The sequence below is a fragment of the Azospirillum sp. B21 genome (assembly GCF_008364825.1).
Taxonomy (GTDB): domain Bacteria; phylum Pseudomonadota; class Alphaproteobacteria; order Azospirillales; family Azospirillaceae; genus Azospirillum.
Map to the genome: position 1 here is coordinate 371,423 of NZ_VTTO01000003.1, position 25,601 is coordinate 397,023.

Here is a 25,601-nt window from a genome sequence, read left to right on the forward strand (position 1 = left end):
CCTTGCCAGGGAGCGTGATTTGCCGGTGTCGAGCAAAGTTCTGGTGGCGGGCCTGCTGGCCGGCTGCGCCATGACGACGGTGTCTGTCGCCCACGCCCAAACCGCTGCCTCGCCCGGACGGGCGCCTGCGGGTTCCGGGTCAATGGTCGCCCAGGTGTTCAGCGGCGGTACGGTGCGCGATATCCGGGTCGAAGGCACCCAGCGAATCGAACCGTCCACGGTCCGCTCCTACCTGACGATTCAGCCCGGCGACCAGTTCGATCCCGATCGGATCGACCAATCGCTGAAGGCGCTGTTCAACACCGGCCTGTTCGCCGACGTGGTGCTGAAGCGCGAGGGCGATGCGCTGGTGGTGACGGTGGCGGAGAACCCCATCATCAACCGCATCGCGTTCGAGGGGAACCGGCGCATCGACAAGGAGACGCTGGAGAAGGAAATCCAGCTGCGTCCCCGCGTCGTCTACACGCGCACCCGCGTTCAGACCGATGTTCAGCGCATCCAGGAAATCTACCGCCGCCAGGGCCGATTCGCCGCAACGGTGGAGCCGAAGATCATCCAGCTCGACCAGAACCGCGTCGATCTGGTCTATGAGATCAATGAAGGCGTGCGCACCGGCGTGCGCGGCATCACCTTCATCGGGAACGAGCATTTTTCCGACGGGACTCTTCGCGAGGCCGTTCAGACCAAGGAATCCGCCTGGTGGCGCTTCCTGTCGTCCGATGACAACTATGATCCGGACCGTCTGAACTACGACCGCGACCTGCTGCGCCGCTTCTACCTGAAGGAAGGCTACGCCGACTTCCGCGTGGTTTCGGCCGTAGCGGAGCTGACGCCCGACAAGTCGGACTTCTTCATCACCTTCACGATCGAGGAAGGCGAGCGCTACAAGTTCGGCAAGGTGGACATCAACACATCGCTGAAGCAGCTCGACCCGGCAGTCCTGCAGAACAGCGTCACCACCACGGAGGGCGATTGGTACAACGCCCAGAAGGTGGAAGACACCATCACGAAGCTGACGAATGCCGTCGGCGACCTGCAATATGCCTTCGTGGATGTCCGGCCGCGGATTTCGCGCAACCGCGAGAACCGCACCATCGACATCATCTATGAGATCAACGAGGGGCCGCGCACCTTCGTCGACCGCATCGACATCACCGGCAACGTCCGCACGCTGGACAAGGTGGTGCGCCGCGAGATGCTGCTGTCCGAAGGCGACCCGTTCAACGCGTCCAAGCTGAAGCGGTCCGAGCAGCGCATCAAGGATCTGGGCTTCTTCGAGCGTGTGAACATCACCACCGCCGAGAGCAGCGCGCCCGACCGTACGGTCGTGAATGTCGATGTGGCCGAGCAGTCGACCGGTGAAATCTCCATCGGTGCCGGTTTCTCGACGTCCGACGGTCCATTGGGCGACTTCTCGATCCGCGAGCGCAACCTGCTCGGCCGCGGTCAGGACCTGCGCCTGGGCGCCACGCTGTCGGGCCGTCGCCAGTTGTACGACATCTCCTTCACGGAGCCGTACTTCATGGATCGGGACCTGTCGGCCGGCGTCGACATCTTCCGCACGCGCTACAACTACCAGGACGAAAGCTCGTTCAACGAGAAGAACACCGGCTTCGCCCTGCGCCTGGGCTATCCGCTGACCGAGCGCATGCGCCAGCGCGTCTATTACCAGTTGCAGGACACGCAGATCGAAGAGGTCCCGACCACCGCGTCGAAGTACATCCAGGAGCAGCGCGGCCAACGCCTGACCTCTTTGATCGGCCAGGAGCTGACCTACGACGTCCGCAACAGCAAGCTGACGCCGACCGAGGGTTACTTCATCCGCCTGACCAACGACATCGCTGGCCTCGGCGGTTCGGTGCGCTTCCTGCGGAACAAGCTTGCCGCCGGCTATTACATCCCTCTCGGCGAGGACCAGTGGGTGCTGAGCACCACGGGCGAGATCGGCTACATCCACGGTCTCGGCCAGAAGGTGCAGCTGGGCGACCGCTTCTTCATCGGCGGCGACACGCTGCGCGGCTTCAACACCGCGGGCATCGGTCCGCGCGACGTCTCCACCGGCGATGCGCTGGGTGGCACCCGCTATGCCCGCGCGTCGGTGGAAATGAGCTTCCCCTTCGGCCTGCCGGAGGAGTTCGGCCTGCTCGGCCACGCCTTCACCGATGTCGGTACGCTCGGCAAGGTCGACATCAGTGATCCGAACGTGAAGGATGACGAGACCATCCGCGTCTCCATCGGCACCGGCGTGTCGTGGAAGTCGCCGTTCGGGCCCATCCGGCTCGATGTCGCACTGCCGATCCGCAAGGAAGGCTACGACAAGAAAGAGCTCATCCGCTTCAGCTTCGGAACCAGGTTCTAAGATGCAATTCACCCAGTCGAAGGCGCCGTTCCGCGTCGCCGTCCTGTCGGCCGTCACGGTCGCCGGCCTCCTGTTCGCCGCCACGTCGGCACAGGCCCAAACCCAGCCGAAGGCCGAGGCTCCGAAGGCGGCCACGGCTGCGGCCACGCCCCCGGCTCCCGGTGCGGAGCTGAAGGCGCCGGTCATCGCAGTGATCGACGTCCAGAAGATCATGCAGGAATCCACCGCGTCGAAGGGCATCACCAAGTCCTTCGAATCGCTGCGCGATTCCTACCAGAAGGAAATCTCCGCGCTGGAGGACAAGCTCCGCAAGACCGAGGACGAACTGCGCAAGCAGCAGACCGTCCTGTCGCCGGAAGCGCTCGCCACCAAGCGCCGCGACTTCGAGAAGCAGGTCGCCGACGTCCAGAAGACGGTCCAGAACCGCAAACGGGCACTGGAGACCAGCCTGAACGAAGCGATGGCCGTCGTTCACAAGACGATGGTCGATGTGGTCGCCGAGATCTCCCGCGAGCGCGGCGCCAACCTCGTTCTGGCCCGTCAGCAGTTCGTCCTGGTCGACACCCAGCTCGACGTCACCGACACGGTGATGGAGCGGGTGAACAAGAAGCTTCCGCAGGTTGCGCTGAACGTTCCCAAGCAGTAATGCCCTTCTGAGCAGGGCCGTCGCCGTCCCGACCGGGGAAGGTGGCGGCCCTGTTGCGTTTCCGGGTTCGGCGGTTGCGGTCGCCGCGGAAATGGGGCAAGAAGGCGGAGCAAACAAAAAGGCGCCGGCGTTGCCTGTTGGGGCGGCGGCGCCCGTTCTCCGGGAACGGGGAATGGTGAACCCTATCGGTTGGTGGAAAGGCGGGCGGCCGGACAATGGACGTGACGGCGGACAACAACGCGCAGAGCAACAAGATCGACGACATCGACATCACGCGGATCATGAAGATGATCCCGCATCGCTACCCGATCCTGATGATCGACCGGGTGATCGATGTGACGCTGGGCGAAGGCGCCACCGGCGTGAAGAACGTCACGATCAACGAGCCCTTCTTCCAGGGCCATTTCCCGTCGCGTCCGGTGATGCCCGGCGTGCTGATCATCGAGGCGATGGCGCAGACCTCCGCCGTGCTAGTGGTCGCCACGCTCGGGCCGGATGCCGAAGGCAAGCTGGTCTATTTCATGACCGTGGACGAGGCGCGTTTCCGCCGCCCGGTCACCCCCGGTGACACCATCCACATCCATGTGACGAAGCAGCGCCAGCGCGCCAACGTGTGGAAGTTCAAGGGCGAGGCCAAGGTCAACGGCGTCCTCGTCGCTGAAGCCATCTATTCCGCCATGATCCTGGACGAAAAATGACCGTCACCATCCATCCGTCCGCCATCGTAGATCCCGCGGCCAGGCTGGGCGAGGGGGTCGACATCGGCCCCTTCTGCGTCGTCGGCCCCGACGTCACGCTGGGCGACGGCGTTCGGCTGGTTTCGCATGTGGCTGTCGATGGGCGCACCAGCATCGGCGCCGAAACCGTCATCTATCCCTTCGCGTCCATCGGCCACCGCCCGCAGGACCTGAAGTTCCATGGTGAACCGTCCGAACTCGTCATCGGTGCCCGCAACCAGATCCGCGAGCATGTGACGATGAATCCCGGCACCGAGGGTGGCGGCATGATCACGCGCGTCGGCGACGACGGGCTTTTCATGATGGGCTCGCATGTGGCGCATGACTGCATCGTCGGCGACCATGTGATCATGGCGAACAACGCCACGCTGGGCGGCCATGTGACGCTGGGCGACTACGTCATCATCGGCGGGCTTTCGGCTGTGCGCCAGTTCGTGCGCATCGGTTCGCACGCCATGATCGGCGGCATGTCCGGCGTCGAGAACGACGTGATTCCCTTCGGTCTGGTGATGGGCGACCGCGCCCGCCTTGCCGGCCTGAACCTCGTCGGGCTGGAGCGGCGCGGCTTCAAGAAGGATGACATCCACGCACTGCGTGCGGCCTACCGCATGCTGTTCGGTCCGGAGGGAACCTTCGCCGAGCGGGTGGAGGAGGTCGGTCGCGATTTCGGCGAGCGTGCGCTGATTTCGGACGTGCTGTCCTTCATCCGTGCCAAGGAAGCGCGCTCCCTCTGCCAGCCGCGCGAGAGCTGAGGCCGCCGGCCGATGGCCGATATCCATCAGGCTGCCGGTGCCAAGCTTGCGATCCTGGCCGGCGGCGGCACGCTGCCGGCGCGCATCGCCAGCGCGGTGCGCGGGCAGGGGCGTGAGGTCTTCGTCGTCGCCTTCGACGGCCATACCGATCCCGAAACGGTCGTCGGGCTTCCGCATGTGTGGAGCCGCTTCGGCGCCGCGGGCAGCATCCTGCGCCGCCTCCATGAGGAGGGCGTCGGCGAGGTCGTCCTTGCAGGGCCGGTGAAGCGACCGTCCTTCACGGAGCTGATGCCGGACTGGCGCACCGCTCGCTTCCTCGCCCGCGTCGGAACTAGGGCGCTCGGTGACGATGGGCTGCTGCGCGCCGTGGTCCGCGAGGTGGAGGAGGATGGCTTCCGCGTCGTCGGCCTGCATGACCTGTTGAAGGATCTGCTGACCACGCCCGGCCCGGTCGGTCGTCTGGCCCCGGATGCCGAGGCGGAGCGCGACATCGCCCGCGCGGTGGAGGTCGCCCGTGCGTTGGGTGCGCTCGATGTCGGGCAGGGTGCGGTGGTCCAGCAAGGCATCGTGCTTGCTGTCGAGGCCATCGAGGGCACAGATGCCATGCTCGACCGCTGTGCCGGTCTGTCACGGCCCGGACCCGGTGGGGTGCTGGTCAAGGTGAAGAAGCCGAAGCAGGACCGTCGCATCGACCTGCCGACCATGGGCGTCACGACGGTCGAGAGGGCCGCCGCCGCCGGGCTGCGCGGGATCGCGGTGGAAGCCGGCGGTAGCCTGCTGGTAGATCGCGCAGCAGTGGCGGCGACGGCCGACCGGCTCGGTTTGTTCGTCACCGGCATCGAGATTTTGCAATGATCATCAACCCGGCGACCGATGTGGCGGCCGATGATGGCCCGACCCTGTTCCTGATCGCCGGCGAACCGTCGGGCGATGCGCTGGGCGCGCGGCTGATGGCCGCAGCAAAGCGGCTGACCGGCGGCAAGGTGCGTTTCGTCGGCATCGGCGGCGAGAAGATGACGGGGGAAGGGCTGGTCAGCCTTTTCCCCATGGGTGAGTTGAGCCTGTTCGGCATCTTCGAGCTGCTGCCGCATCTGCCGAACCTGATCCGCCGGATCGACCAGACCGTCGCGGAGATCGTCCGGCTGCGGCCGGACGTCGTCGTGGGCATCGATTCGCCGGGCTTCACCGTGCGGGTGGCGAAGAAGGTGCGCGCCGCCGAGCCCGCCATTCCGCTGATTCACTATGTGGCGCCCACGGTGTGGGCCTGGAAGCCCAAGCGGGCGGCCAAATATGCTGCCATCTATGACCATCTCCTCGCCGTTCTGCCTTTCGAGCCTCCGTATTTCGAGAAGGAGGGGCTGGCCTGCACCTTCGTCGGCCATTCGGTCGTCGAGGGTGGTGCGGGGAAAGGCGATGGTGCGGCATTCCGCGAGCGGCGTGGCATCGCGGCGGACGAGCGGATCGTCATGGTGCTCCCAGGCAGCCGCAAGGGAGAGGTATCGCGTCTGCTGCCCGACTTTCGCGCGACGCTGGACCTGTTGCGCCCAACCCATCCCAATCTTGTTGCGGTTGTGCCGACCGTGGCGACGGTGCGCGACCGTGTCGCCTCCTCCATCGCCGATTGGCCGGTCCGCACCCTGCTGGTGGAAGGGGATGCCGAGAAGTATGACGCCTTCGCGGCGGCGGAGGCGGCGCTCGCCGCGTCGGGGACCGTGGCGCTGGAACTGGCGCTCGCGCGACTGCCGACTGTTATCGCCTACCGGCTGAATCCGATCACCGTTGCGCTCTATCGCCGGCTGATACGGGTGAAGTACGTCAATCTCGTCAACCTGATGCTCGATCGGATGCTGGTTCCGGAACTGCTGCAGCGGGACTGCCGGCCGGATAGACTGGCGGCCGAGTTGGGGCGTTTGCTCGACGATCCGGCGGCGCGTCAGGCGCAGGTCGACGGTGTCGCCGAGGTGGCCCGCTGGCTGGGGCAGGGGGATATTCCGCCCAGCGAACGTGCTGCCCGCACCATCCTGGACGTCGTTCAAGAACGCCGCCCCAAGACAGTTGAGCAACCGCTCAGTTAATCGCCAAGCGGGAGAATAGAGACCATGAGCGAATTCCGTCTGCTGCATACGATGCTGCGCGTGCTGGATCTGGAGAAGTCTTTGGACTTCTACACCCGTCTGCTCGGCATGAAGCTGCTGCGCCGCAATGACTATGAGGGTGGCCGTTTCACCCTGGCCTTCGTCGGCTATGGCGAGGAGTCCGATACCGCCGTTCTGGAACTGACCCATAACTGGGACCAGAAGGAGCCGTACGAGATCGGCACCGCCTATGGTCACATCGCGCTCGGCGTTCCCGACATCTACGGCACCTGCGAGAAGCTCGCCGCGGAAGGCGTCAAGATTCCGCGCCCGCCGGGTCCGATGAAGCACGGCACCACCGTGATCGCCTTCATCGAGGATCCCGACGGCTACAAGGTCGAGCTGATCGAGAGGAAGTGATCGTTCCGCCGGTCATCGGCTTCGGACGGGGGCGCGGTCGGCAACGGCCGCGCCCTTGTGGTATGTGGACGGCGCCGGATCGCGGCGGAAGCGGGCGCGGTAGCTGGCCGGGCTGATGCCCAGGCGCTGACGGAAATGATGCCGCAAGGTGGCGGCGGAGCCGAAGCCGGCGAGGGTCGCGACCTCTTCGACCGGCAGGCTTCCGCGTTCCAGCAGATCACGGGCGCGGTTCAGCCGCTCTGTCGCCAGCCATTCGCCGGGGGTGGAGCCGGTAAGCGCCTGAAACCGGCGCAGGAAGGTGCGCAGGCTCATGCCGGCACGCGACGCCATGCTGGACAGGCTGTGGTCCTCCGCCAGCGTTTCCCGCAGATGGTCGAGCAGCGGGCCGAGACGGGCGCCTTCGCGGGCGGTGGGTACCGGCGCCTCGATGAACTGCGCCTGTCCGCCCTCGCGGTGGGGCTGGACCACCAGACGGCGGGCGACGCTGTTGGCGGCCTCGGGTCCGAAATCGCGGCGCACCAGATGCAGGCAAAGGTCTATGCCGGCGGCGCTGCCGGCAGAGGTCAGGATGTTGCCCTCATCCACATAGAGAACGTCAGGCACCACGCGTATGTCGGGATAAAGCTCCCCAAGGGTTGCGGCATAGCGCCAGTGGGTCGTCGCGCGGCGGCCCTTCAGCAAGTCGGCGGCGGCCAGCACGAAGGCACCGGAGCAGATCGAGAGGATGCGCGATCCCCGGCCATCGGCCCGGCGCAGCGCCTCAATTAGTTGGACAGGCACTGGTTCGCGAGCGCCGCGCCAGCCGGGAATGACGATGATGTCAGCTTGGTCGAGCAGATCGAGCCCGCCATCGGCCTCGATGCGGATTCCGCCCATCGCCCGCAATGGGCCAGGATCGAGTGCAGCGACGGCGAAGCGATACCAGTCGGGTCCGAGTTCCGGTCGCGGCAGCCCGAACACTTCGATGGCGACCCCGAACTCGAAGGTGCACAGGCCATCATAGGCGAGGGCTACGGCAAGCGGTGGCGTGGCATTTGGCATGATCTGAACGATAGCTGTCAGTTGCGCCACTTTCCAGCGGAAGTGCCGGTTGGGATGATGCGGATGAAACCCGCCCAGGAGAGCCCGATGACCAGCCTCGTCACCGAAATCCCAGCCGCGACCCCTGCGGATGCCGCCAGCCATTTCGCCCGCAAGCTGTCGCTGGAGACCGACTGCTGGGATGTGCATGAATCGCTGAAATCCGGTACGCCCGACTTCGTCTTGCTCGACGTGCGCGGTCCGGCGGCCTTCGCCCGCGGGCATGTGCCGGGGGCGCTGAACCTGCCGCATGGCAAGATCACGGAACGGCGGATGGAGGAATGGGAGGAGGGAACGCTGTTCGTCGTCTATTGTGCCGGCCCGCACTGCAATGGTGCAGATCGCGCGGCCTTGCGGCTGGCGAGGATCGGGCGGCCGGTCAAGCTGATGATTGGCGGCGTGACGGGCTGGATCGACGAGGGCTTCGCGCTGGAAAGCGGGAACTGAGGAATTGCTTCAGATGAAGACGATACCGGCGACCAGGGCCAGGATCAGCAGATAGACGATAAATCGACGGACCCGCCAGCCAAGCGGAGCCCGGTTGTCGTTGGCCGGCGAGCGCAGGCGCACGCGCCGGGCCGGAACGATGTACGCAGTAGGGTCCTGGGCGGCTCCGTTGGAGCCGCCCATTCCCACATGTGCTGTTGGCCGGTTAGCCACGCTCAGCCAGCGGCACGAACGGCCGCTTGGTGTCGCCGGTGTAGAGCTGACGCGGACGGCCGATCTTCTGCACCGGGTCCTCGATCATCTCCTTCCACTGGCTGATCCAGCCGACGGTGCGGGCCAGCGCGAACAGCACGGTGAACATGCTGGTCGGGAAGCCCATCGCCTTCAGGATGATGCCCGAATAGAAATCGACGTTCGGATAGAGCTTCTTCTCGATGAAGTACTCGTCCGACAGGGCGATCTTCTCCAGCTCCATCGCGATGTCCAGCAGCGGCTCGTCCTTGATGCCGAGTTCGCCGAGGACCTCGTGGCATGTCTGGCGCATGACCTGGGCGCGCGGGTCGTAGTTCTTGTAGACCCGGTGACCGAAGCCCATCAGGCGGAAGTTGTCGTTCTTGTCCTTGGCGCGGCGGACGAACTCGGGAATGCGGTCGACAGAGCCGATCTCCTCCAGCATCTTCAGCACGGCTTCGTTCGCACCACCATGGGCCGGACCCCACAGCGAGGCGATGCCGGCGGCGATGCAGGCGAACGGGTTGGCGCCCGACGAACCGGCCAGACGGACGGTCGAGGTCGAAGCGTTCTGCTCGTGGTCGGCATGGAGGATGAAGATCTTGTCCATCGCCTTGGACAGGATCGGGTTGACCTTGAACGGCTCGCAGGGCGTGCCGAAGGTCATGTAGAGGAAGTTCTCCGCATACGACAGGTCGTTGCGCGGATACATGAAGGGCTGGCCGGTCGAATACTTGTAGGCCATCGCCGCGATCGTCGGCATCTTGGCGATCAGGCGGTGCGCGGCGATCTTGCGCTCCTGCGGATCGTTGATGTCCAGCGAGTCGTGGTAGAAGGCCGACAGCGCACCGACGACACCGCACATGATCGCCATCGGGTGGGCGTCACGGCGGAAGCCGCTGTAGAACTTGGTCAGCTGCTCGTGCACCATCGAGTGGCGGCGCAGGATGTTCTCGAAATCGGTGCGCTCTGCCGCGGTCGGCAGATGGTTGTTGAGCAGGAGGAAGCAGACTTCCGGGAAGGTGGAGTTCTCGGCCAGCTCATCGATGGCGTAGCCGCGGTGCAGCAGGACACCCTCGTCGCCGTCGATGTAGGTGATGCCCGACTCGCAGCTGCCCGTGGAGGTGAAGCCCGGATCGTAGGTGAAATAGCCGGTCGCGGCGTAGAGCTTGCGGATGTCGATCACGCTCGGCCCGACGCTGCCGTGCAGGATCGGCATCGTGACCTGCTTGCCCGTCTTATTGTCGATGAGGGTAACGGTGTCCTTGCCGTCCTCGGTCTGGGTCATCTCGGCACGTCCTTATCGTTGAGGGTCGGGCTTAACGCCCTTTTTTCGTCGGCGCAGCATAGTTCCATGGCAGCCTGATGGCAACGCACGGAAATGACCTTTATGCTGCACCCGCTGCGTCGCGGATGCGAGAAAGGGTCGCTTCCCGACCCAGCAGTTCGGCCACCTCGAAGATCGGCGGCGACACCGTCGAACCAGTCAGCGCGGCACGCAGCGGCTGTGCCACCTTGCCCAGCTTTTCACCCCGTGCCTCGGCGAAGGCACGGACCTGCGCCTCCAGCGCCGCGGCGGTGAAATCCGGTTCGCCGGCAAAGGCTTCGGCCAGTTCCTTCAACAGCCCGCGGCCCTTTTCGTCCAGCAGCGCGGATGCTTTTTCGTCATAGCTGAGCGGCTGCGCTGCGACATAGAAGCGGGCGCTCTGCGCCAGATCGACGACCGTACGGGCCCGCTGCTTCAGGCCGTTCATCGCCCGCGTCAGAAGGTCGCGATCCGCGTCGGTCAGGCTGCGGCCGAGGTCGGCCTCCAGCCGCGGGGCGATCAGCCCGAGAAGCCGGGTATCGTTGGCCAGACGCATATAGTGGGCGTTGAGATTCTCCAGCTTGGCAAAATCGAAGCGCGACGGCGAGCGGCCGATGCTCTCCAGGTTGAACCACTCGATCGCCTGTTCGGTCGAGATGATCTCGTCGTCGCCATGCGACCAGCCGAGCCGCAGCAGGTAGTTGCGCACCGCCTCCGGCAGATAGCCCATGTCGCGGTAGGCATCGACGCCCAGCGCGCCGTGGCGCTTGGACAGCTTGGCGCCGTCCGGCCCGTGGATCAGCGGGATATGGCCGAAGCGCGGCAGGTCCCAGCCCATCGCGTTGAAAATCTGGATCTGCCGGAAGGTGTTGGTCAGATGGTCGTCGCCGCGGATGACGTGGGTGACGTCCATGTCGTGGTCGTCCACCACCACCGCAAGCAGATAGGTCGGCGTGCCGTCGGCGCGCAGCAGGATCAGGTCGTCCAACTGGGCGTTCTGCACCGTCACCTCGCCCTGGACGAGGTCGTTCAGGACCGTCTGGCCTTCCTGCGGCGCCTTCAGGCGGATCACCGGGGCGACGCCGGGAGGCGCGTCGGATTCGGGGCGGTCGCGCCAGCGGCCGTCGTAGCGCATCGGCTGTCCGGCGGCCTTCTGGGCGGCGCGCATTTCCTCCAGCTCTTCCGGGCTGCAGTAGCAGCGATAGGCCTTGCCGGCGGCCAGCATCTGGTGCGCCACCTCGGCATGGCGGTCCTTGCGCTCGAACTGGCTGACCGCGTCGCCATCCCAATCCAGGCCCAGCCACTGCAGCCCGTCCAGGATGGCGTCGACCGCCGCCTGGGTCGAGCGTTGCCGGTCGGTGTCTTCGATCCGCAGCAGGAACTTGCCGCCGGTGTTTCGGGCGTACAGCCAGTTGAACAGGGCGGTGCGGCCACCGCCGATGTGCAGAAAGCCGGTCGGCGACGGAGCGAAGCGGGTGACGACAGTCATCGGTCTCTCAATTTCCGGTTCGGCGCTGGTATGATGCGCCGGTGGTTCGACACCGAGGTTTAACACAGCCACCGGGTTGGGAGGCAATGCGATGCACGCATGGACGGTCGTTGAGGAGCATGCGGGCGGCATCCCTGCGCCGGAAAGCCGTCACCGGTGACGGTTGCCGGCTGGCCTGAGGAGGAGTCGGAGGGTCCAGTTGGGGCCGGTGGGCGTTGTCGGCGCCTGTGGTTCCACATCGGGAGGCGACTCGTGTCCCTGGCGGAGGCGGAGGGGGACCGCTGGGTCCTGTGGCTTCCCGTCGCCTTCGGGGCCGGTGTGTCGCTGTATTTCGGCCTGATGCGGGAGCCGGAGTGGTGGATCGGGCCTGCGGCCTGCGGGGTGTGTGCCGTGCTGCTTCTGGCCCTGCGGCGCTGGTTCGCGCTGTTCGGCGCGGCAATGGCGCTGCTGATGGTGGCTGCGGGGTTCCTGGTGGCGCAGTGGCACAGCGCTCGGGTGGCGGCGCCGGTGCTGACCCGCGTCGTCACGGGTGCGACGATCACCGGCCGCGTAATGGCGGTGGAACGGCGGCCGGGTGCCACCCGCGTCACACTGCGGGAGCCGACGGTCAGCCGGCTGACGCCTGAGCAGACGCCGGCCGCGTTGCGTGTCCGCCTGCCGGACCGCCATGCGGCGCCCGATCCGGGATCGGTGGTGCGGCTGCGTGCCACGCTGCTGCCGCCCCAGGCCCCGGCCGAACCGGGCGCCTTCGACTTTCAGCGGCGGGCTTGGTTCATGGGGCTGGGCGGGACCGGTTTCGCCACTGGTGCGGTGGAATTGGTCGAGGCCCAGCCGGTCACGGGCTGGCAGGTGGTGACGGTGGCGTTCGAGCGGGCGCGCGGTGTGATCGCCGAGCGGGTGGCTGCGACCATCGGCGATCCGGTGGAGGCGAGGGTCACCACCGCACTGCTGAATGGGGAGCAGTTCGGCATCCCGGACGAGACACTGGAGGATTTCCGCAACAGCGGTCTGGCGCACCTGCTGTCGATCTCCGGCCTGCATGTGGGCATTGCCGCCGGCATTCTGTTCTATGTGGTCAGGGCTTTGCTGGCGCTGGTGCCCGCCATCGCCTTGCGTTGGCCGATTAAAAAGATCGCGGCGCTGTTCGGTATCCTGTCGGCCTTGGCCTATACGCTGCTGGTCGGGGCGCCGCTGCCGACGGTACGGTCGGTGTTGATGACCGGCATGGTGATGGGCGCGATCATGCTGGACCGCCACCCGCTGAGCATGCGGTTGGTCGCCTTCGCCGGGTTGGTCACCATCGCCATGGACCCGGAGGGGATGCTAGGCCCCAGTTTCCAGATGTCCTTCGCGGCGGTGGTGGCGCTGATCGCCGCCTTCGAGCGCGGCAGTCCGCGACTGGCGGAATGGCGCAGCGAGGCGGGGTGGTTTCTGCGCGGCCTGCTCTATGTCGGCGGCATCCTGCTGACCAGTGTGGTGGCGACGCTGGCGACACTGCCGTTCGCACTCTTCCACTTCCAGCAGATCGCCTTCTATGGCGTGCTGTCCAACCTGATCGCCATTCCGATCACATCCTTCTGGGTAATGCCGTGGAGCTTGATCGCCTACGCCCTGATGCCCTTCGGGCTGGAGGCGCCGGCGCTGATCGCGATGAACTGGGGCGACCGGGCGGTGATCTGGACTGCGGAGTTCTTCGGCCGTCTTCCCGGGGCCTCCCTGACCATGCCGGCGATGCCGGTGGAAGGGTTCGCAGCGCTGGTGCTGGGCGGCATCTGGCTGTGCGTCTGGACCCGGCGGTGGCGTTGGCTGGGGCTGCTGCCGATTATGGCAGGGCTGGCTTCGCCGGCGCTGGTCACGCGGCCGGACGTGCTTGTCGCGGGGGATGGGACTGTGATGGCGGTGCGGATGCCGGATGGTCGCCTCAGCGCTTCGGGCAAGACTGGGGGCCGAGTGATCGAGACATGGCGGGAGCGCGATGGCGAGCGATCGGCGGCGGATCCCTGGCCTGCTGCAGGGGGATGGAGCGAGGGGGAGCGGTCGCTGAACTGCGATGCGCTGGGGTGTCTGTACCGGATCAAGGGGAGGACTGTCGCCCTCCCGCGACTGCCGGATGCGTTGGACGAGGATTGCGGGGCGGCCGATGCGGTGGTGACGGCGGCAGTGGCGCGGGGATGCCGGGCCGGGGTCGTGATCGACCGCTGGGCGCTGCGGCACGAGGGGGCGCATGCACTGTGGGTGACGGCGGCGGGAATAGAGGTGGAGACGGTGCGGGGGGGACGGGGAGAGCGGCCTTGGACCGGGGGGAGGATGAGGGAAGCTACACCCCCTCCCTAACCCTCCCCCGCTGGGCGGGAGAGGGAACTCCGCCGCTCTGCCGCTCAATCCCTCTCCCGCGGATCGGACCGGCCATTGGCCGGCCGAGGGCGGGGGAGGGTCGGGGAGGGGCGACAGGGACTCAGTACTTGCGGACCAGACCGACCAGCTTGCCCTGCACGCGGACGCGGTCGGCGCCGAAGATGCGGGTTTCATAGGCGGCGTTGGCGGGCTCCAGGGCGATGGTGTTGCCCTTGCGGCGCAGGCGCTTCAGCGTCACCTCGCCCTCGTCGACCAAGGCCACGACGATGGTGCCGTTCTCCGCCGCGTCGCAGCGCTGGATGATGATGGTGTCATGGTCGAGGATGCCTGCCTCGATCATCGAATCGCCGGAGACCTCCAGCGCGTAATGGTCGCCGCCAGTCAGCATCGAGGCCGGGATGTCGACGAAGGCGCTGTTGTCGCGCAACGCTTCGATCGGAGTGCCGGCAGCGATGCGGCCATAGAGCGGGAGCTGCACCGTCTCGTTCGCGGCGGCCGGGGTGGGCGCGGGCGGAGCGGCGTCGCGGCCGGCGAAGGCGAAATCGCCCTTGATGACGTTGGGCTGGAACTTCGGCTTGGGCGCGGTGCGGGAGCGGGCGGCGTCCAGGCCTTCGGGCAGGCGGAGAACCTCCAGCGCGCGGGCGCGGTGGGGCAGGCGGCGGATGAAGCCGCGTTCCTCAAGACCGGTGATGAGGCGGTGGATACCCGACTTGGACTTCAGCCCCAGGGCGTCCTTCATCTCGTCGAACGACGGCGAGACTCCGCCCTGGCCGAGCCGTTCGTGGATGAACAGCAGCAATTCGTGCTGCTTGCGCGTGAGCATGGATGCCTCCCGGCCGTCGCCAGACTGAAGATGGAACAAAAACTAAACGTTGCCCCATGTTCTAGTTTGGTTCCTGCCGTCCGTCAAGCCCCCCATCCGCTTCTTTTAGAACTTGAGCGGAACATTCGGAACACCGTGAAACAGTTTCCCAGGTGATGTTCAACTGTTCAATCCGTCGTCCAAGCGCCGTGTTCAAGTCTAGATGCTGAGCGCTCCGTCGGTCAAAGGAAGTACGGTCACCATGGCGCCGGCCGGTTCCGGGTCGGCGTTGGGTGGGCGCGGGATCAGGCAGTCGGCCTGGGCATAGAGCGTGGTGATGGCGCTGTCCTGCCGGGCGAAGGGCGTGACGGTCAGGACACCGTCGGGGCCGGATGCCAGCGTCGCACGCAGATACTCCTCGCGCCGGTCGTTGGCCCTCAGTGCGACGGTCAAACGGGCGCGCAGGGGCAGGCGGTCGTCTTCGGGCGGCAATCCCTGCAGCAGGCGCAGAACCGGGCGCAGGAACAGAACGGCGGTGACGCCGGTGGATACCGGGTTGCCGGGCAGTCCCAGCAGCGGCACCCCGCCGGCCCGGCCGAACATCAGTGCCTTGCCCGGCCGCATCGCCACCGTCTGCACTTCCAGCGCCACGCCGCGGTCGGCCAGCACGTCGCGCACCAGGTCGTAATCGCCATGGGCGGCGCCGCCGGTGGTGACCAGCAGGTCGCAGCCGGCGGCCCCCTTCGCCATGGCGGCGACGCTGTCGGGCGTGTCCTTTGCCACGCCGAGATTGTGGGCGAGCCCGCCCTGGGCGGTGACGAGTGCACAGAGGCCGAGAGCATTGGTGCTGACGATCTGGCTCGGCCCCAGCGGATCGCCGGGCAGGGCGATCTCGTCGCCGGTGGCGAGGATGGCGATGCGCGGCCGGCGATGGACCGACAGCCAGGGCACATTGCCGCCTGCAGCCAGCGCGATGTCGCGCGCGGTCAGGCGCCGGCCCTTCGGCAGAAGCTCTTCCCCATGGGCGAAGTCGAAGCCGGCCTGACGGACGAAACGCCCGGCGGCGACGGCCCGGCCGATGTGGACCGTCGCATCGTCGGCGCTGCAATCCTCCTGCATCACCACGGCGTCGGCGCCGTCGGGCAGCGGCGCGCCGGTGAAGATGCGCACCGCTTCGACGGGACCGACGCTGCCGGTAAAGGCATGGCCGGCGGAGGATTCGCCGATGCGGCGCAGGGAGACAGGAGAGTCGGCGGTGGCGGCGGCTATGTCGGCGGAGCGGACCGCCCAGCCATCCATGGCTGCGGCGTGGAAGGGCGGCTGGGTCAGCCGGGCGATCACAGGTTCGGCCAGCACGCGGCCGAGCGCGTCGGGCAGAGCCACCACCTCCGCCGGCAGAGGGGCGAAGGCCGACAGGATGCGGGCGCGCGCCTCTGCGACGGAGATCATGGCGTCAGGTTCCGGCTGTGGGAGCGGTGGCGGCAGCGCCCCATTCGCCGCTCTTGCCGCCGGCCTTGTGCAGCAGGCGGACGTCGGTGACGGTCATTCCGCGGTCCACCGCCTTGCACATGTCGTAGACGGTCAGGGCCGCGATGGTTACGGCGGTCAGCGCCTCCATCTCCACGCCCGTCTGACCCTTCAGCTTGCAGGTGGCGGTGACGTCCACCGCGTTGCGCACCGGGTCGCAGGACAGGTCGACCTTGACCGAGGTCAGCATCAGCGGGTGGCACAGCGGGATCAGGTCCGGCGTGCGCTTGGCCCCCATGATGCCGGCCAGCCGGGCGACCGACAGCACGTCGCCCTTCTTGACCCCGCCCTGCGTGATGAGCGCCAGGGTTTCAGGCTGCATCAGCACGGTGGCGGCGGCGGTGGCGGTTCGTTCGGTATCCGCTTTGTCGGAGACGTCGACCATCACCGCCTTGCCCTCGGCGTCGAAATGGGTGAAGCCGCTCATGCGACGGTCTCCCGCAGGGGTTTTTCCATGAAGATGCTGACGCCGTTCTCTTTATAGCAGGCGTAGGGACCGCGGTCGGTGAAGCCGGCCTTGCGGTAGAGCCCCAGCGCCTCGGGCTGATGGATGCCGGATTCCAACAGCAAGGCGGTCAGCCCCTCCGCCCGCGCCTGCTCCTCCAGCCGGGCCAGCAGCCGTTCGCCGATGCGGTGGCCGCGGGCGGCGGGATCGACGAACATCCGCTTGACCTCGCCATAGCCCGAGGGATCGACGCGCAGCGCGGCACAGCCGACCGGAACGCCGTCCTTGCGGGCGACGAAGAAGCGCAGGTCCGGCGCCTCCAACTCCGCGATGTCGAGCAGGTGACAGGTGTCGGCCGGATAAAGATCCAGCAGATAGCGGTCAAGTGCGGCAACCAGCGCGACCACCTGATCCTGGCGCGGGCTTTCCGCGGCGATGACGATGTCCGGCATGGGCTAGACCGGAGCCAGCAGTGCGCGGGTGGCGGCGGTCACGTCCGCCTGCCGCATCAGCGATTCGCCGACCAGGAAGCAGCGCGCCCCGACCTTCGCCATGCGGGCCAGATCGGCCGGGCTGTAGAGCCCGCTCTCCGCGACCAGCATGCGGTCGGCCGGCACGTTGGCCGCAAGTTCCTCGGTCGTCGCGATGTCCACAGCCAACGTCTTGAGGTTGCGGTTGTTGATGCCCAGCAGCGGCGTCCGCAGCAGCAGCGCGCGGTCCAGTTCGGCGCGGTCATGCACCTCGACCAGCACGTCCAGCCCCTGGGCAAGGGCGGCGTCCTCGATCTCCGCCGCCTGGGCGTCGGACAGCGAGGCCATGATGATGAGGATGCAGTCGGCGCCCAGCGCGCGGGCCTCCACGATCTGATAGGGATCGACCATGAAGTCCTTGCGCAGCACCGGCAAATCGACAGCGGCGCGGGCGGCGACGAGATACTCGTCCTTGCCTTGGAAATAGGGCTCGTCGGTCAGGACCGACAGGCAGCTCGCACCGCCGTCGCGGTAGGCGCGGGCAAGGGCTGGCGGATCGAAATCGGCGCGGATCAGGCCCTTGGACGGGCTGGCCTTCTTGATCTCGGCGATCAGGCCGTAGCGCCCGGCCTCCACCGCGGCGCTGAGAGCCCGGATGAAGCCGCGCGGCGGATTGGTCTCGTTGGCGGCCTTGGCGGCGGCCTCCACCTCCGACAAGGGGCGGACGGCCTTGCGGGAGGCGACCAGCGCGCGCTTGTCGTCGTTGATGCGGGTCAGAACGTCGCTCATCAGGCCACCGTCTCGTTGGTGATGGCGACCAGCCGGCGCAGGCGGTCGCGGGCGCCGCCGCTGTCGATGGCGTCGGCGGCCGTCGCCACACCTTCTTTCAGCGTCGCGGCCTTGCCGGCCACCAACAGGGCGGCGGCGGCGTTCAGCAGCACGATGTCGCGGTAGGGGCTGCGCACCCCGTCGAACAGGGCGTGGATGGCGTCGGCGTTGACCTGGGCGTCGCCGCCCTTCAGGTCCTCGATCCGGGCGCGCGGCAGGCCGGCATCTTCCGGCGTCACCTCGAACACCGTCACCTCGCCGTCCTTCAACTGAGCGACGGTGGTGGGGCCGGTGGTGGTGATCTCGTCGAGCCCGTCGGAGCCGTGGACGACCCAGGCCGTTTCCGAGCCGAGCCGCTTCAGCACATGGGCCAGCGGCTCCACCCACTGTCTGGAGAAGACGCCCAGCACCTGCCGCCGGGCGGTCGCCGGGTTGGCGAGCGGACCCAGCAGGTTGAAGACGGTGCGGGTGCCGAGCTCGACGCGGGTCGGGCCGACGTTGCGCATGGCAAGGTGGTGGCGCGGCGCCATCAGGAAGGCGATGCCGGCATCCCACAGCGCCTTGCGCACCAGCGCGAAGTCGCAATCGAGGTTGACGCCGAGCGAGCCCAGCACGTCGGCGGCACCGGATTTCGACGAGATGGCGCGGTTTCCGTGCTTGGCCACCGGCACGCCGCAGGACGACACCACCAGCGCCGCGGCGGTGGAGATGTTGTATGTGCCGGCCCCGTCGCCGCCAGTGCCGCAGGTGTCGATGGTGCCGGGAGGCGCATCGACCGGGATCGCCTTGGCGCGCATGACGCGGGCGGCGCCGGTGATCTCGTCCACCGTCTCGCCGCGCACGCGCAGCGCCATCAGGAAGCCGCCCATCTGCGACGGGGTGGCATTGCCGGACATGATGATGTCGAAGGCGAAGCCGGCCTCGGCCTCGGTCAGGGCGGCGCCGGTGGCGACCTTGCCCAGGATGGCCTTCATATCGGACAGGTCGCCGCTCATGCCGCGCTCTCCAGGGCAGCGGTTTCCGGGCGGGGACGGGTCAGGTCCAGGAAGTTCTGCAGGATCTTGTGGCCGTGCTCGCTCTCAATGCTTTCGGGGTGGAACTGCACGCCGTGGATCGGAAGCTCGCGGTGGGCCAGTGCCATGATGAGGCCATCGGCGGTCTCGCCGGTCACCTCCAGGCAGGCGGGCAGCGTGTCGCGCTCGACGATCAGCGAGTGGTAGCGGGTGGCGCGGAACGGGCTGGGCAGGCCGGCGAGCACGCCGCGGCCCTCGTGCAGGATGTTGTCCACCTTGCCGTGCATGGGAACCGGCGCGCGGATCACCCGTCCGCCGAAAGCCTGACCGATGGACTGGTGGCCCAGGCAGACGCCCATCAGCGGCAGGCGGGCCTTGGCGGCGGCGTCGATCAGCGGAAGGCAGATGCCGGCGCGGTCGGGATCGCAGGGGCCGGGGGACAGCACGATGCCGTCGGGGCGCAGACCAATCGCCTCGTCCACCGTCAGGGCGTCGTTGCGGCGGACCTGCACGTCGGCGCCAAGCTCGCCCAGATAATGGACGAGGTTGTAGGTAAAGCTGTCGTAGTTGTCGATGAGCAGCAGCATGCGCCTTCCACCTTCGCCCGGATCGTCGGGGCCGTTCCGCCCCTGTTCCAACGACGGACACCCTAGCCGCTGAGGGGGCGGATTTCCAGCCTCCGCGCAGTACTCTGCGGCATCAGCGGCAGTCGAGTAGCGGCAGGGTCTTCGGATCGTCCAGCACGGTTCCGCGGATGTCGGTTTCCAGTGTCAGGGTGCAGCGGCGGATCTGGCGCGGCAGGTCGGCGGCGAGCGTCGCCTGGGTGTTGCGGTAGCGGCAGACCAGGAAAACGGTCTCGCGGCGCGAGCCGGAGAATTCCCAGACCTGGACGATGCTGCGCCCGCGCCGCTGCTCGCGGTCGGGGGCGAGCGTGGCGGGGGCGGCCGAGGTCATCTGACTGGCGCGGTCGCCCTCAATGATGGAGATGCCGGCGAAGCTGTGGCTGTCGCGGCCGGGGTATGGCGACCAGCCGCCGGGGGCGTCGGGCTGGGCCTGGACCGTCAGACTGGCCGGGCATTGCAGCCCGTCGGCGGCCATAGCCGGTATCGCGGCGGCGGTCGGAAGCAGGGCGGCGATGACAAAGATGGGACGCATCTGGCGGACTCTTCGGGCGGATTCTTGCGGATGGGCTCTGCCGGACGGGACGGAGGCGTGACAGTGGCGAGTTGCACCGATTGGGCGATTGCGGTCACGGCGGCAGGGTGCCACTGTGCGGCGCCCCGGTCGCAGGATGGACGTCGTCACCATGGCCCGCAAGGCGCCTTCGAAAGCCCGCAAATCTCCGCTTCCCCCCTTCCTGTCCAATCCCTTCGTCCTGGCGCTGGCGGCCGTCGCCGCGGTGTTCGCCTTGGCGATGGGAGTGGCGACACTGACGGGTGGAGGGTCCGGCGGCGAGGCCGGCAAGCCGGCGCCGGTCCAGCAGGCTGCGCAGCAGCAGGGTGGACCGCAGGCCGGCGGGCAGCAGGCGGTGCAGCCGCCGCCCGTGCCGCCGGCAAAATTGGAGCCGCCTGCCGCAACCTCGCAGCCAACCGCGCAGGCGAGCACGGAAGGCACGGGCCAAGCGGCGGTGGAGAAGCCGGCGCAGGCCGAGTCCCGACCCCCGGCCACGACGGTGGCGATGCTGCCGCCGCCCGCTCCGCCCGCCCAGCCGCCGGTGCAGGCCCCATCGGGCAACGCCGCGCTGTGGCGCAAGAACGCCCTGCCGGCGGAGGTGCCCCAGGGAAAGCCGATCATCGCCATCGTCATCGACGACATGGGGCTGGACCGGAAGCGCTCGACCCGGATGGCGGGGCTGCGCGGACCGCTGACCTTGTCCTGGCTGCCCTATGCCCGCGACCTGCAGGTCCAGGCCAGGGCGGCGCGGGCCAACGGGCACGAACTGATGTTGCACATGCCGATGGAACCCAGCGTGAAAGCCGATCCGGGACCGAATGCCCTGCTGGTCTCGCTCGACCGGGGGGAGATCGTGAAGCGGGCGCGTGCGGCACTGGACAGCTTCGATGGCTATGTCGGGGTCAACAATCATATGGGAAGCCGGTTCACCGCCGACCGGGCCGCGTTGGCGCCTGTGCTGGATGAACTGCATCGCCGCGGCCTGCTGTGGCTGGACAGCCGGACCACGCCCAACAGCGCAGGCATCGGGCTGGCGAGGGAGATGAAGATGCCCTGGGTCGGCCGCGACATCTTCCTCGACAACGAGGAAACGGTGGCGGCGGTGAAGGCCCAACTGGCTAAGACGGAACAGGTGGCGAAGCGGCAGGGTTATGCCGTCGCCATCGGCCACCCGCATGATGCGACAATCGACGCTCTGGCGTCCTGGTTGCCGGAGGTGCAAAAGCGTGGCTTCGTTCTTGTCCCGGTCAGCGCGGTGGTGCGGACGCACCATGCCGGCGGCTGACCCGACCGTAAGGGGAGCCCCGTGACGATGGCCGATGCATACAAGGTGGATGGGATGACCTGCGGCGGCTGCGCCCGCTCCGTGTCCAACGCGATCACCAAGGCGGCGCCCGATGCCGCCGTGACCGTCGATCTCGCGACCGGCACCGTGATGGTGGACGGCGGCATCCCGGCGGAGGTGGTGCGGCAGGCGGTGGAAGCCGCGGGCTTCGATTTCGGCGGTGCCGCGGCCTGACGCCGACCCGGCGCCCATATCGGGTGCGCCCTGTCTAGTGCGCCCTGTCTGGTGCGGCGCAACAAAACCGTTTTCAGATTGTGGATATTGCGGGATACTCGGGCCGACGCGATTCGTGCCGGGAGGTCCCGATGCCCCTCTATTCCTACCGCTGCAAAGCCTGCGACCATGGCTTCGAGACCCTGGTGCGCTCCGGAGAAACGCCGGCCTGTCCGTCCTGCGGCAGCGCCGACCTGAGCCGCCAGCTGTCGAACGTGGCGCCGGAGGGAAAGTCCGGCGCCATCGTCCAGTCGGCCCGCCGGATGGCGGCGAAGGAAGGACACTTCAGCAACTACGCGCGGGCGGAACGACCGAAGGGGTAAGGGTGGGAGTGCAATGACCCCTCCCCAACATTGCAGGCACGCTGAGAGCGGGGAGGTTGGGTCGGGGCATCGAAGCCGACATTCCCCCAAAGCAAGCCCTCACACATCCACCACCATATGCGGTCGGAACGCCCCCTCCAGCGTCAGCAGCAGGTGCAGGTAAACGGCCACCTTTCGCGCACGATCGGTGTTGCGGGACAGGCAGTCGCGCAGTTGTTCGGCCAGCCGGGCGGTTTCCGCGTCCAGTTCCGGTGCGGCGGTGGTGACGGCTTCGACGATATGCTCGGGATCGACGGGAAGCGGGGCGGCCGGGTCCTTCAGCAACGCTTCGGCCAGCGCCTCTTCATCATGATGGACTGGCGGCGGTGTCGCCGGCGCCGGCGGGGCGCGCCGGGACAGATGACTGCGCAGATTGTCTTTCAGCCGCGCCCGCTGACGCTCGTCCAGCCCGTCGAACTGATCGACCTCATCGAACAGAAGGTCGTACAGGCGCCGCCGTTGCGGATTGGGCGGGTTATGGTCACGCCGTTCCTGCTCGCGGTCGTGCCGTTCCTGGCGGGAGTTGCGGCGGCTGTTGCGGTCGGTGGCGCTGCCGCTCCGCTCGACGCCCGCGGTGGTGCGGACGCTGAACTCCGGCGGACCGATGCCGCGGCCGGATGTGAGATTGCCGGACATGAGCCGCCTCCCGGGACATGGATCCCCTGGCGATCGAGTCTGGCAGAGCCGGCGCTTTCGTCAACGTGAAAGCGCCGGCATTTTTGCGTCAATCGCCCACCCCGGCGCCGACCGCGTCGTCGGCGGCGCCCGGCTTGCTTTTGCCGAAGCCGATGGTGGGGAAGACGTTGATCAGCGCGGTGATGAAGGCCGCCAGATAGGGCAGCGACTGCACCACCAGCAGGCCCGACCACATGAAGGCGTCGCGGTTCTCGTGGCCGAAGACCATGACGATGGCCAATGCCGCACCCCACAAGGACACCAGCAGCACCAGTTCCTCACGCGCCATCAGGAAGGCCTGCATCAGTGCCGGCTGGTTCTCGCACTTGGGCGTGCGGACGAAGGGACGGCCGGAGGTGAAGATGCCCAGCCACATGGCGCGGCCGACCGTATGGGTCAGGGCCATGCCGGCCACCGCCGCGCCGACCTTGTCCCAGAAGCCGCACTTCACCCGCGCCTCGTAGAGCCAGAGCGAGGCTCCAACCTTGAAGGCGAAGACGCTGAGGGTCGGGATCATGAAGACGTTGGGCGGGAACTCGAAATATTTCGGGAAGGCCATCAGGCCGATCGACCACAGGATGCCGGCGATGCCGAAGATCATGTGGGCGGCATCGGCGAACCAGGGCAGCCAGCCGGTGATGAAGTGGTATTTCTGGCCGGCGGTCAGCTCCTTGGCGCCCGGCGACAGCTGCCGCCAATGGTGCTTCAGGATCTGCACGGCGCCATAGGCCCAGCGGAAACGCTGCGTCTTGTAGGCGGAGAAGCTGTCGGGAACCAGGCCCTTGCCGTAGCTCTCCGGCATGTAGACGGCCTCATAGCCATGCTCGAAGAGGCGCAAGCCGAGGTCGGCGTCCTCGGTGATGCACCACTCGCCCCAGCGGCCGACCTTTTCCAGGGCCGACTTGCGGATGATGGTCATGGTGCCATGCTGGATGATCGCGTTGCGCTCGTTCCGCTGGATCATGCCGATGTGGAAGAAGCCGGCATATTCCCAGTTGGTCATGCGCTGGAACAGGTCGTGTTCCCACTCGCGATAGTCCTGCGGCGACTGGACGAAGCCGACTTCCGGACGGTTGAAGTGCGGGATGGTCGCCTTCAGCCAGTCGGGATGGACCTGATAGTCGCTGTCGATGACGGCGATATGCTCGGCATCGGGCGCCGTCTGCGCCAGACCGAAATTCAGCGCGCCGGCCTTGAAGCCCGGCCAGTTGTCGAGGTGGAAGAAGCGGAACTTCGGCCCCAGCTTCTTGCAATATTCCTCGATCGGGCGCCAGACCGCCGGATCCTTGGTGTTGTTGTCGAGCAGCAGGACTTCGTAGTTCGGGTAGTCCAGCCGGGCCAGCGCGTCCAGCGTCTCCATGACCATGTGCGGCGGTTCGTTGTAGCAGGGCACATGGATCGACACCTTCGCCGCGTTGGGCAGCGGAGCGGCCGAGCAGGGGACGAATTTGCGCTTGAACTTGTGCTGCCAGACGACCTCCGTCAGCTCCATGCCGTCGATCAGCATGACCGCGAACAGCACCAACTGGCAGAAGATCAATAGGCCCCAGGCGATTTCGGTGGTGAGCGCGAGGCCGGCGGCCGACGCGGCGCTGACGGTGAAGACCAGGACGGAAGCCACCGCCTGGATCAGCGCGCCGTAGAAGATCTGTCCGCCGATCTTCAGGTCGCTGCGGCGCCACAGGAAGAACACCAGCGGCAGGAAGCCCAGCGCGACCGCGGTGGCGCATTTGACCTCCCAGTTGCGGATCTCCTGCACTCCGCCGATCATCGGGAATTTCGGGTTGCGCTGGTAGTCCCAAAGGCCCCAGCTGGTGCCCGCCGTGCCCTCGATCTCCCGTTTCCAGGGCTGGTCGAAGGCCTCCATGATGAAGTAGTCGAGCTTGTTCTGCGCGGCGACGTTCAGGAAGTTGCGGATGAACTTGGCCTGATTGACCTGGCTGGCTTCGGCGCCCCGGCGCCACGGGCCGTCGGCCGGCCAGCCGATCTCACCGATCAGGATGTGCTTGTTGGGAAACTTCTGCTTCAACTCGTTGTAGCGGAACATGGCGTAATCGACCGACTGGTCGACCGGAACGCCCTCCCAATAGGGCAGCAGGTGGACGGCGAGGAAGTCCACCGCTTCGGCCAGTTCCGGGTTCTTCAGCCAGACATGCCACGGCTCGGCGATGGAAACCGGAACGTTGACCTTCTTCTTCACGCGCTTGACGTACTCGATGGCCTGCGGAACGGTCAGATCGGCGCGCAGGATCGCCTCGTTGCCGACCAGCACGCGGCGCACGTTGCTGTTGGCGCGGGCCAGCTTGATCAGGCCGGCCAGTTCGGGCTCGTCGATCTCGGGCTTGCCGGCGGTCCAGGCGCCGGCGGTGACCGGCAGCCCATGCTTGGCGGCGATGGCCGCCACCATTTCGGAACCGTCGGTGGTGGAATAGGTGCGGACGGCCTTCACGGCGCCTTGCAGCGCGGCCATGTCCTTTTCGATGTCCTCTGCGGTCGCCTTGTCGCCCTTCGACGGGCTCTTGTCGGCGTGGAACGGGGTATAGGCGACGCCGGTGATGGCGCCGGCCCAGGACCGTTCGTCCACCGGGCGGTTCCACAGCGCCCAGAGGGCGACGTTGCCGAGGATCACCAGAAGCAGAACCGCGAAGGCTGATTTGCGCATGTGGGTCGTTCCCGCTCGCCGCACCAGAAAACATGGATACGGCCCGGAAAATGGCGCAAGGCGACTGTTGCCGCCCCGACCATGACCCGGACCGAACTCAAAACATCGTCCAACGAATGCCGCAGCGCCATATGGCCGGCGCGCACGGCCTTCTATACAAGCTTCGCGGTTGCCCCGCCACTGCCGGCT

The 25,601-nt window shown here is 67.1% G+C and carries 26 protein-coding genes; 12 read left to right on the forward strand and 14 right to left on the reverse strand.

Annotation, left to right across the window (positions count from 1 at the left end; translation table 11 throughout):
- The first annotated feature begins 19 nt into the window (after positions 1-19).
- The 7 genes from bamA to gloA all read left to right on the forward strand — a co-directional run bounded on the left by bamA (position 20) and on the right by gloA (position 6,989).
- On the forward strand, positions 20-2,359 hold the full coding sequence (gene bamA / locus FZ983_RS09915) for an outer membrane protein assembly factor BamA (protein ID WP_149223392.1): 2,340 nt from the start codon (positions 20-22) through the stop codon (positions 2,357-2,359).
- A 1-nt stretch (position 2,360) separates the two neighbouring features.
- On the forward strand, positions 2,361-3,005 hold the full coding sequence (locus FZ983_RS09920) for an OmpH family outer membrane protein (RefSeq protein WP_149223393.1): 645 nt from the start codon (positions 2,361-2,363) through the stop codon (positions 3,003-3,005).
- 215 nt (positions 3,006-3,220) lie between these two features.
- Complete coding sequence (fabZ, locus tag FZ983_RS09925; protein WP_149223394.1) at positions 3,221-3,703, forward strand: 3-hydroxyacyl-ACP dehydratase FabZ; 483 nt, start codon at positions 3,221-3,223, stop codon at positions 3,701-3,703.
- Positions 3,700-4,494 carry an acyl-ACP--UDP-N-acetylglucosamine O-acyltransferase gene (lpxA, locus tag FZ983_RS09930; protein WP_149223395.1) on the forward strand — a complete coding sequence of 265 codons (795 nt, stop codon included), beginning with the start codon at positions 3,700-3,702 and terminating at the stop codon, positions 4,492-4,494. The genes fabZ and lpxA overlap by 4 nt, the downstream gene beginning before the upstream one ends.
- A gap of 12 nt (positions 4,495-4,506) precedes the next feature.
- Positions 4,507-5,349: a UDP-2,3-diacylglucosamine diphosphatase LpxI gene (lpxI, locus tag FZ983_RS09935; protein ID WP_149223396.1), complete on the forward strand. Its 843-nt coding sequence runs from the start codon at positions 4,507-4,509 to the stop codon at positions 5,347-5,349.
- Entirely contained in the window at positions 5,346-6,569 is a 1,224-nt protein-coding gene (gene lpxB, locus FZ983_RS09940) for a lipid-A-disaccharide synthase (protein ID WP_149223397.1), read from the forward strand. Before lpxI ends, lpxB begins: the two co-directional genes overlap by 4 nt.
- Before the next feature lie 24 nt (positions 6,570-6,593).
- Positions 6,594-6,989: a lactoylglutathione lyase gene (gene gloA, locus FZ983_RS09945; RefSeq protein WP_149223398.1), complete on the forward strand. Its 396-nt coding sequence runs from the start codon at positions 6,594-6,596 to the stop codon at positions 6,987-6,989.
- Positions 6,990-7,001: 12 nt separating this feature from the next.
- Here gloA and ftrA read toward each other — a convergent pair whose 3' ends face one another.
- Positions 7,002-8,030: a transcriptional regulator FtrA gene (gene ftrA, locus FZ983_RS09950; protein WP_149223399.1), complete on the reverse strand. Its 1,029-nt coding sequence runs from the start codon at positions 8,028-8,030 to the stop codon at positions 7,002-7,004.
- 87 nt (positions 8,031-8,117) lie between these two features.
- On the opposite strand from ftrA, the gene FZ983_RS09955 reads away from it, so the two are divergent.
- The gene (locus FZ983_RS09955) at positions 8,118-8,516 is read left to right on the forward strand and encodes a rhodanese-like domain-containing protein (RefSeq protein ID WP_149223400.1); all 399 of its coding nucleotides are present in this window, start codon (positions 8,118-8,120) and stop codon (positions 8,514-8,516) included.
- Between the two features lie 9 nt (positions 8,517-8,525).
- Here FZ983_RS09955 and FZ983_RS34015 read toward each other — a convergent pair whose 3' ends face one another.
- The 3 genes from FZ983_RS34015 to gltX all read right to left on the reverse strand — a co-directional run bounded on the left by FZ983_RS34015 (position 8,526) and on the right by gltX (position 11,542).
- Positions 8,526-8,699 carry a hypothetical protein gene (locus FZ983_RS34015; protein WP_188092283.1) on the reverse strand — a complete coding sequence of 58 codons (174 nt, stop codon included), beginning with the start codon at positions 8,697-8,699 and terminating at the stop codon, positions 8,526-8,528.
- Positions 8,700-8,721: 22 nt separating this feature from the next.
- Positions 8,722-10,035, reverse strand: coding sequence for a citrate synthase (gltA, locus tag FZ983_RS09960; RefSeq protein WP_149223401.1), 1,314 nt, complete (start codon positions 10,033-10,035; stop codon positions 8,722-8,724).
- 100 nt (positions 10,036-10,135) lie between these two features.
- Positions 10,136-11,542, reverse strand: coding sequence for a glutamate--tRNA ligase (gltX, locus tag FZ983_RS09965; RefSeq protein ID WP_149223402.1), 1,407 nt, complete (start codon positions 11,540-11,542; stop codon positions 10,136-10,138).
- Between the two features lie 252 nt (positions 11,543-11,794).
- Between gltX and FZ983_RS09970 the strand changes: the two genes are divergently transcribed.
- On the forward strand, positions 11,795-13,876 hold the full coding sequence (locus FZ983_RS09970; RefSeq protein WP_247883694.1) for a ComEC/Rec2 family competence protein: 2,082 nt from the start codon (positions 11,795-11,797) through the stop codon (positions 13,874-13,876).
- Positions 13,877-13,997: 121 nt separating this feature from the next.
- Here FZ983_RS09970 and lexA read toward each other — a convergent pair whose 3' ends face one another.
- The 8 genes from lexA to FZ983_RS10010 form a co-directional block, all read right to left on the reverse strand.
- Positions 13,998-14,720, reverse strand: a complete 723-nt coding sequence (gene lexA / locus FZ983_RS09975) for a transcriptional repressor LexA (protein WP_149223404.1) — start codon at positions 14,718-14,720, stop codon at positions 13,998-14,000.
- Positions 14,721-14,918: 198 nt separating this feature from the next.
- A complete protein-coding gene (gene glp, locus FZ983_RS09980; protein ID WP_149223405.1) occupies positions 14,919-16,148 on the reverse strand; it encodes a gephyrin-like molybdotransferase Glp in 1,230 nt (409 codons plus the stop codon).
- A 4-nt stretch (positions 16,149-16,152) separates the two neighbouring features.
- Entirely contained in the window at positions 16,153-16,653 is a 501-nt protein-coding gene (gene moaC, locus FZ983_RS09985; protein ID WP_149223406.1) for a cyclic pyranopterin monophosphate synthase MoaC, read from the reverse strand.
- Entirely contained in the window at positions 16,650-17,123 is a 474-nt protein-coding gene (locus FZ983_RS09990) for a GNAT family N-acetyltransferase (RefSeq protein ID WP_149223407.1), read from the reverse strand. The genes moaC and FZ983_RS09990 overlap by 4 nt, the downstream gene beginning before the upstream one ends.
- A gap of 3 nt (positions 17,124-17,126) precedes the next feature.
- The gene (gene trpC, locus FZ983_RS09995; RefSeq protein WP_149223408.1) at positions 17,127-17,930 is read right to left on the reverse strand and encodes an indole-3-glycerol phosphate synthase TrpC; all 804 of its coding nucleotides are present in this window, start codon (positions 17,928-17,930) and stop codon (positions 17,127-17,129) included.
- The gene (gene trpD / locus FZ983_RS10000) at positions 17,930-18,964 is read right to left on the reverse strand and encodes an anthranilate phosphoribosyltransferase (protein WP_149223409.1); all 1,035 of its coding nucleotides are present in this window, start codon (positions 18,962-18,964) and stop codon (positions 17,930-17,932) included. The genes trpC and trpD overlap by 1 nt, the downstream gene beginning before the upstream one ends.
- Positions 18,961-19,569, reverse strand: coding sequence for an aminodeoxychorismate/anthranilate synthase component II (locus FZ983_RS10005; RefSeq protein ID WP_149223410.1), 609 nt, complete (start codon positions 19,567-19,569; stop codon positions 18,961-18,963). The genes trpD and FZ983_RS10005 overlap by 4 nt, the downstream gene beginning before the upstream one ends.
- 112 nt (positions 19,570-19,681) lie before the next feature.
- The gene (locus FZ983_RS10010; protein WP_149223411.1) at positions 19,682-20,137 is read right to left on the reverse strand and encodes an STY0301 family protein; all 456 of its coding nucleotides are present in this window, start codon (positions 20,135-20,137) and stop codon (positions 19,682-19,684) included.
- 136 nt (positions 20,138-20,273) lie between these two features.
- Here FZ983_RS10010 and FZ983_RS10015 point away from each other — a divergent pair, with 136 nt between their 5' ends.
- The 3 genes from FZ983_RS10015 (at position 20,274) to FZ983_RS10025 (ending at position 22,036) form a co-directional block, all read left to right on the forward strand.
- The gene (locus FZ983_RS10015) at positions 20,274-21,440 is read left to right on the forward strand and encodes a divergent polysaccharide deacetylase family protein (RefSeq protein WP_247883695.1); all 1,167 of its coding nucleotides are present in this window, start codon (positions 20,274-20,276) and stop codon (positions 21,438-21,440) included.
- A gap of 27 nt (positions 21,441-21,467) precedes the next feature.
- Positions 21,468-21,674, forward strand: coding sequence for a heavy-metal-associated domain-containing protein (locus FZ983_RS10020; protein WP_149223412.1), 207 nt, complete (start codon positions 21,468-21,470; stop codon positions 21,672-21,674).
- Between the two features lie 131 nt (positions 21,675-21,805).
- Positions 21,806-22,036: a zinc ribbon domain-containing protein gene (locus FZ983_RS10025; protein WP_149223413.1), complete on the forward strand. Its 231-nt coding sequence runs from the start codon at positions 21,806-21,808 to the stop codon at positions 22,034-22,036.
- A gap of 99 nt (positions 22,037-22,135) precedes the next feature.
- Here FZ983_RS10025 and FZ983_RS10030 read toward each other — a convergent pair whose 3' ends face one another.
- Entirely contained in the window at positions 22,136-22,711 is a 576-nt protein-coding gene (locus tag FZ983_RS10030) for a hypothetical protein (protein ID WP_149223414.1), read from the reverse strand.
- 88 nt (positions 22,712-22,799) lie between these two features.
- On the reverse strand, positions 22,800-25,412 hold the full coding sequence (locus FZ983_RS10035; protein WP_149223415.1) for a glycosyltransferase: 2,613 nt from the start codon (positions 25,410-25,412) through the stop codon (positions 22,800-22,802).
- Positions 25,413-25,601: the final 189 nt, after the last annotated feature.

What these genes read in the sequence shown, in the direction of transcription:
- FZ983_RS09990 (WP_149223407.1), bottom strand. Translation starts at nt 17,123, where the DNA reads ATGCCGGACATCGTCATCGCCGCGGAAAGCCCGCGCCAGGATCAGGTG.
- FZ983_RS10015 (WP_247883695.1), top strand. Translation starts at nt 20,274, where the DNA reads ATGGACGTCGTCACCATGGCCCGCAAGGCGCCTTCGAAAGCCCGCAAA.
- ftrA (WP_149223399.1), bottom strand. Translation starts at nt 8,030, where the DNA reads ATGCCAAATGCCACGCCACCGCTTGCCGTAGCCCTCGCCTATGATGGC.
- FZ983_RS09920 (WP_149223393.1), top strand. Translation starts at nt 2,361, where the DNA reads ATGCAATTCACCCAGTCGAAGGCGCCGTTCCGCGTCGCCGTCCTGTCG.
- FZ983_RS10025 (WP_149223413.1), top strand. Translation starts at nt 21,806, where the DNA reads ATGCCCCTCTATTCCTACCGCTGCAAAGCCTGCGACCATGGCTTCGAG.
- lpxI (WP_149223396.1), top strand. Translation starts at nt 4,507, where the DNA reads ATGGCCGATATCCATCAGGCTGCCGGTGCCAAGCTTGCGATCCTGGCC.
- FZ983_RS10020 (WP_149223412.1), top strand. Translation starts at nt 21,468, where the DNA reads ATGGCCGATGCATACAAGGTGGATGGGATGACCTGCGGCGGCTGCGCC.
- lpxA (WP_149223395.1), top strand. Translation starts at nt 3,700, where the DNA reads ATGACCGTCACCATCCATCCGTCCGCCATCGTAGATCCCGCGGCCAGG.
- FZ983_RS34015 (WP_188092283.1), bottom strand. Translation starts at nt 8,699, where the DNA reads ATGGGCGGCTCCAACGGAGCCGCCCAGGACCCTACTGCGTACATCGTT.
- trpC (WP_149223408.1), bottom strand. Translation starts at nt 17,930, where the DNA reads ATGAGCGACGTTCTGACCCGCATCAACGACGACAAGCGCGCGCTGGTC.
- FZ983_RS10010 (WP_149223411.1), bottom strand. Translation starts at nt 20,137, where the DNA reads ATGCGTCCCATCTTTGTCATCGCCGCCCTGCTTCCGACCGCCGCCGCG.
- gltA (WP_149223401.1), bottom strand. Translation starts at nt 10,035, where the DNA reads ATGACCCAGACCGAGGACGGCAAGGACACCGTTACCCTCATCGACAAT.
- gltX (WP_149223402.1), bottom strand. Translation starts at nt 11,542, where the DNA reads ATGACTGTCGTCACCCGCTTCGCTCCGTCGCCGACCGGCTTTCTGCAC.
- moaC (WP_149223406.1), bottom strand. Translation starts at nt 16,653, where the DNA reads ATGAGCGGCTTCACCCATTTCGACGCCGAGGGCAAGGCGGTGATGGTC.
- trpD (WP_149223409.1), bottom strand. Translation starts at nt 18,964, where the DNA reads ATGAGCGGCGACCTGTCCGATATGAAGGCCATCCTGGGCAAGGTCGCC.
- FZ983_RS10030 (WP_149223414.1), bottom strand. Translation starts at nt 22,711, where the DNA reads ATGTCCGGCAATCTCACATCCGGCCGCGGCATCGGTCCGCCGGAGTTC.
- FZ983_RS10035 (WP_149223415.1), bottom strand. Translation starts at nt 25,412, where the DNA reads ATGCGCAAATCAGCCTTCGCGGTTCTGCTTCTGGTGATCCTCGGCAAC.
- lexA (WP_149223404.1), bottom strand. Translation starts at nt 14,720, where the DNA reads ATGCTCACGCGCAAGCAGCACGAATTGCTGCTGTTCATCCACGAACGG.
- gloA (WP_149223398.1), top strand. Translation starts at nt 6,594, where the DNA reads ATGAGCGAATTCCGTCTGCTGCATACGATGCTGCGCGTGCTGGATCTG.
- lpxB (WP_149223397.1), top strand. Translation starts at nt 5,346, where the DNA reads ATGATCATCAACCCGGCGACCGATGTGGCGGCCGATGATGGCCCGACC.
- FZ983_RS09955 (WP_149223400.1), top strand. Translation starts at nt 8,118, where the DNA reads ATGACCAGCCTCGTCACCGAAATCCCAGCCGCGACCCCTGCGGATGCC.
- glp (WP_149223405.1), bottom strand. Translation starts at nt 16,148, where the DNA reads ATGATCTCCGTCGCAGAGGCGCGCGCCCGCATCCTGTCGGCCTTCGCC.
- FZ983_RS10005 (WP_149223410.1), bottom strand. Translation starts at nt 19,569, where the DNA reads ATGCTGCTGCTCATCGACAACTACGACAGCTTTACCTACAACCTCGTC.
- fabZ (WP_149223394.1), top strand. Translation starts at nt 3,221, where the DNA reads ATGGACGTGACGGCGGACAACAACGCGCAGAGCAACAAGATCGACGAC.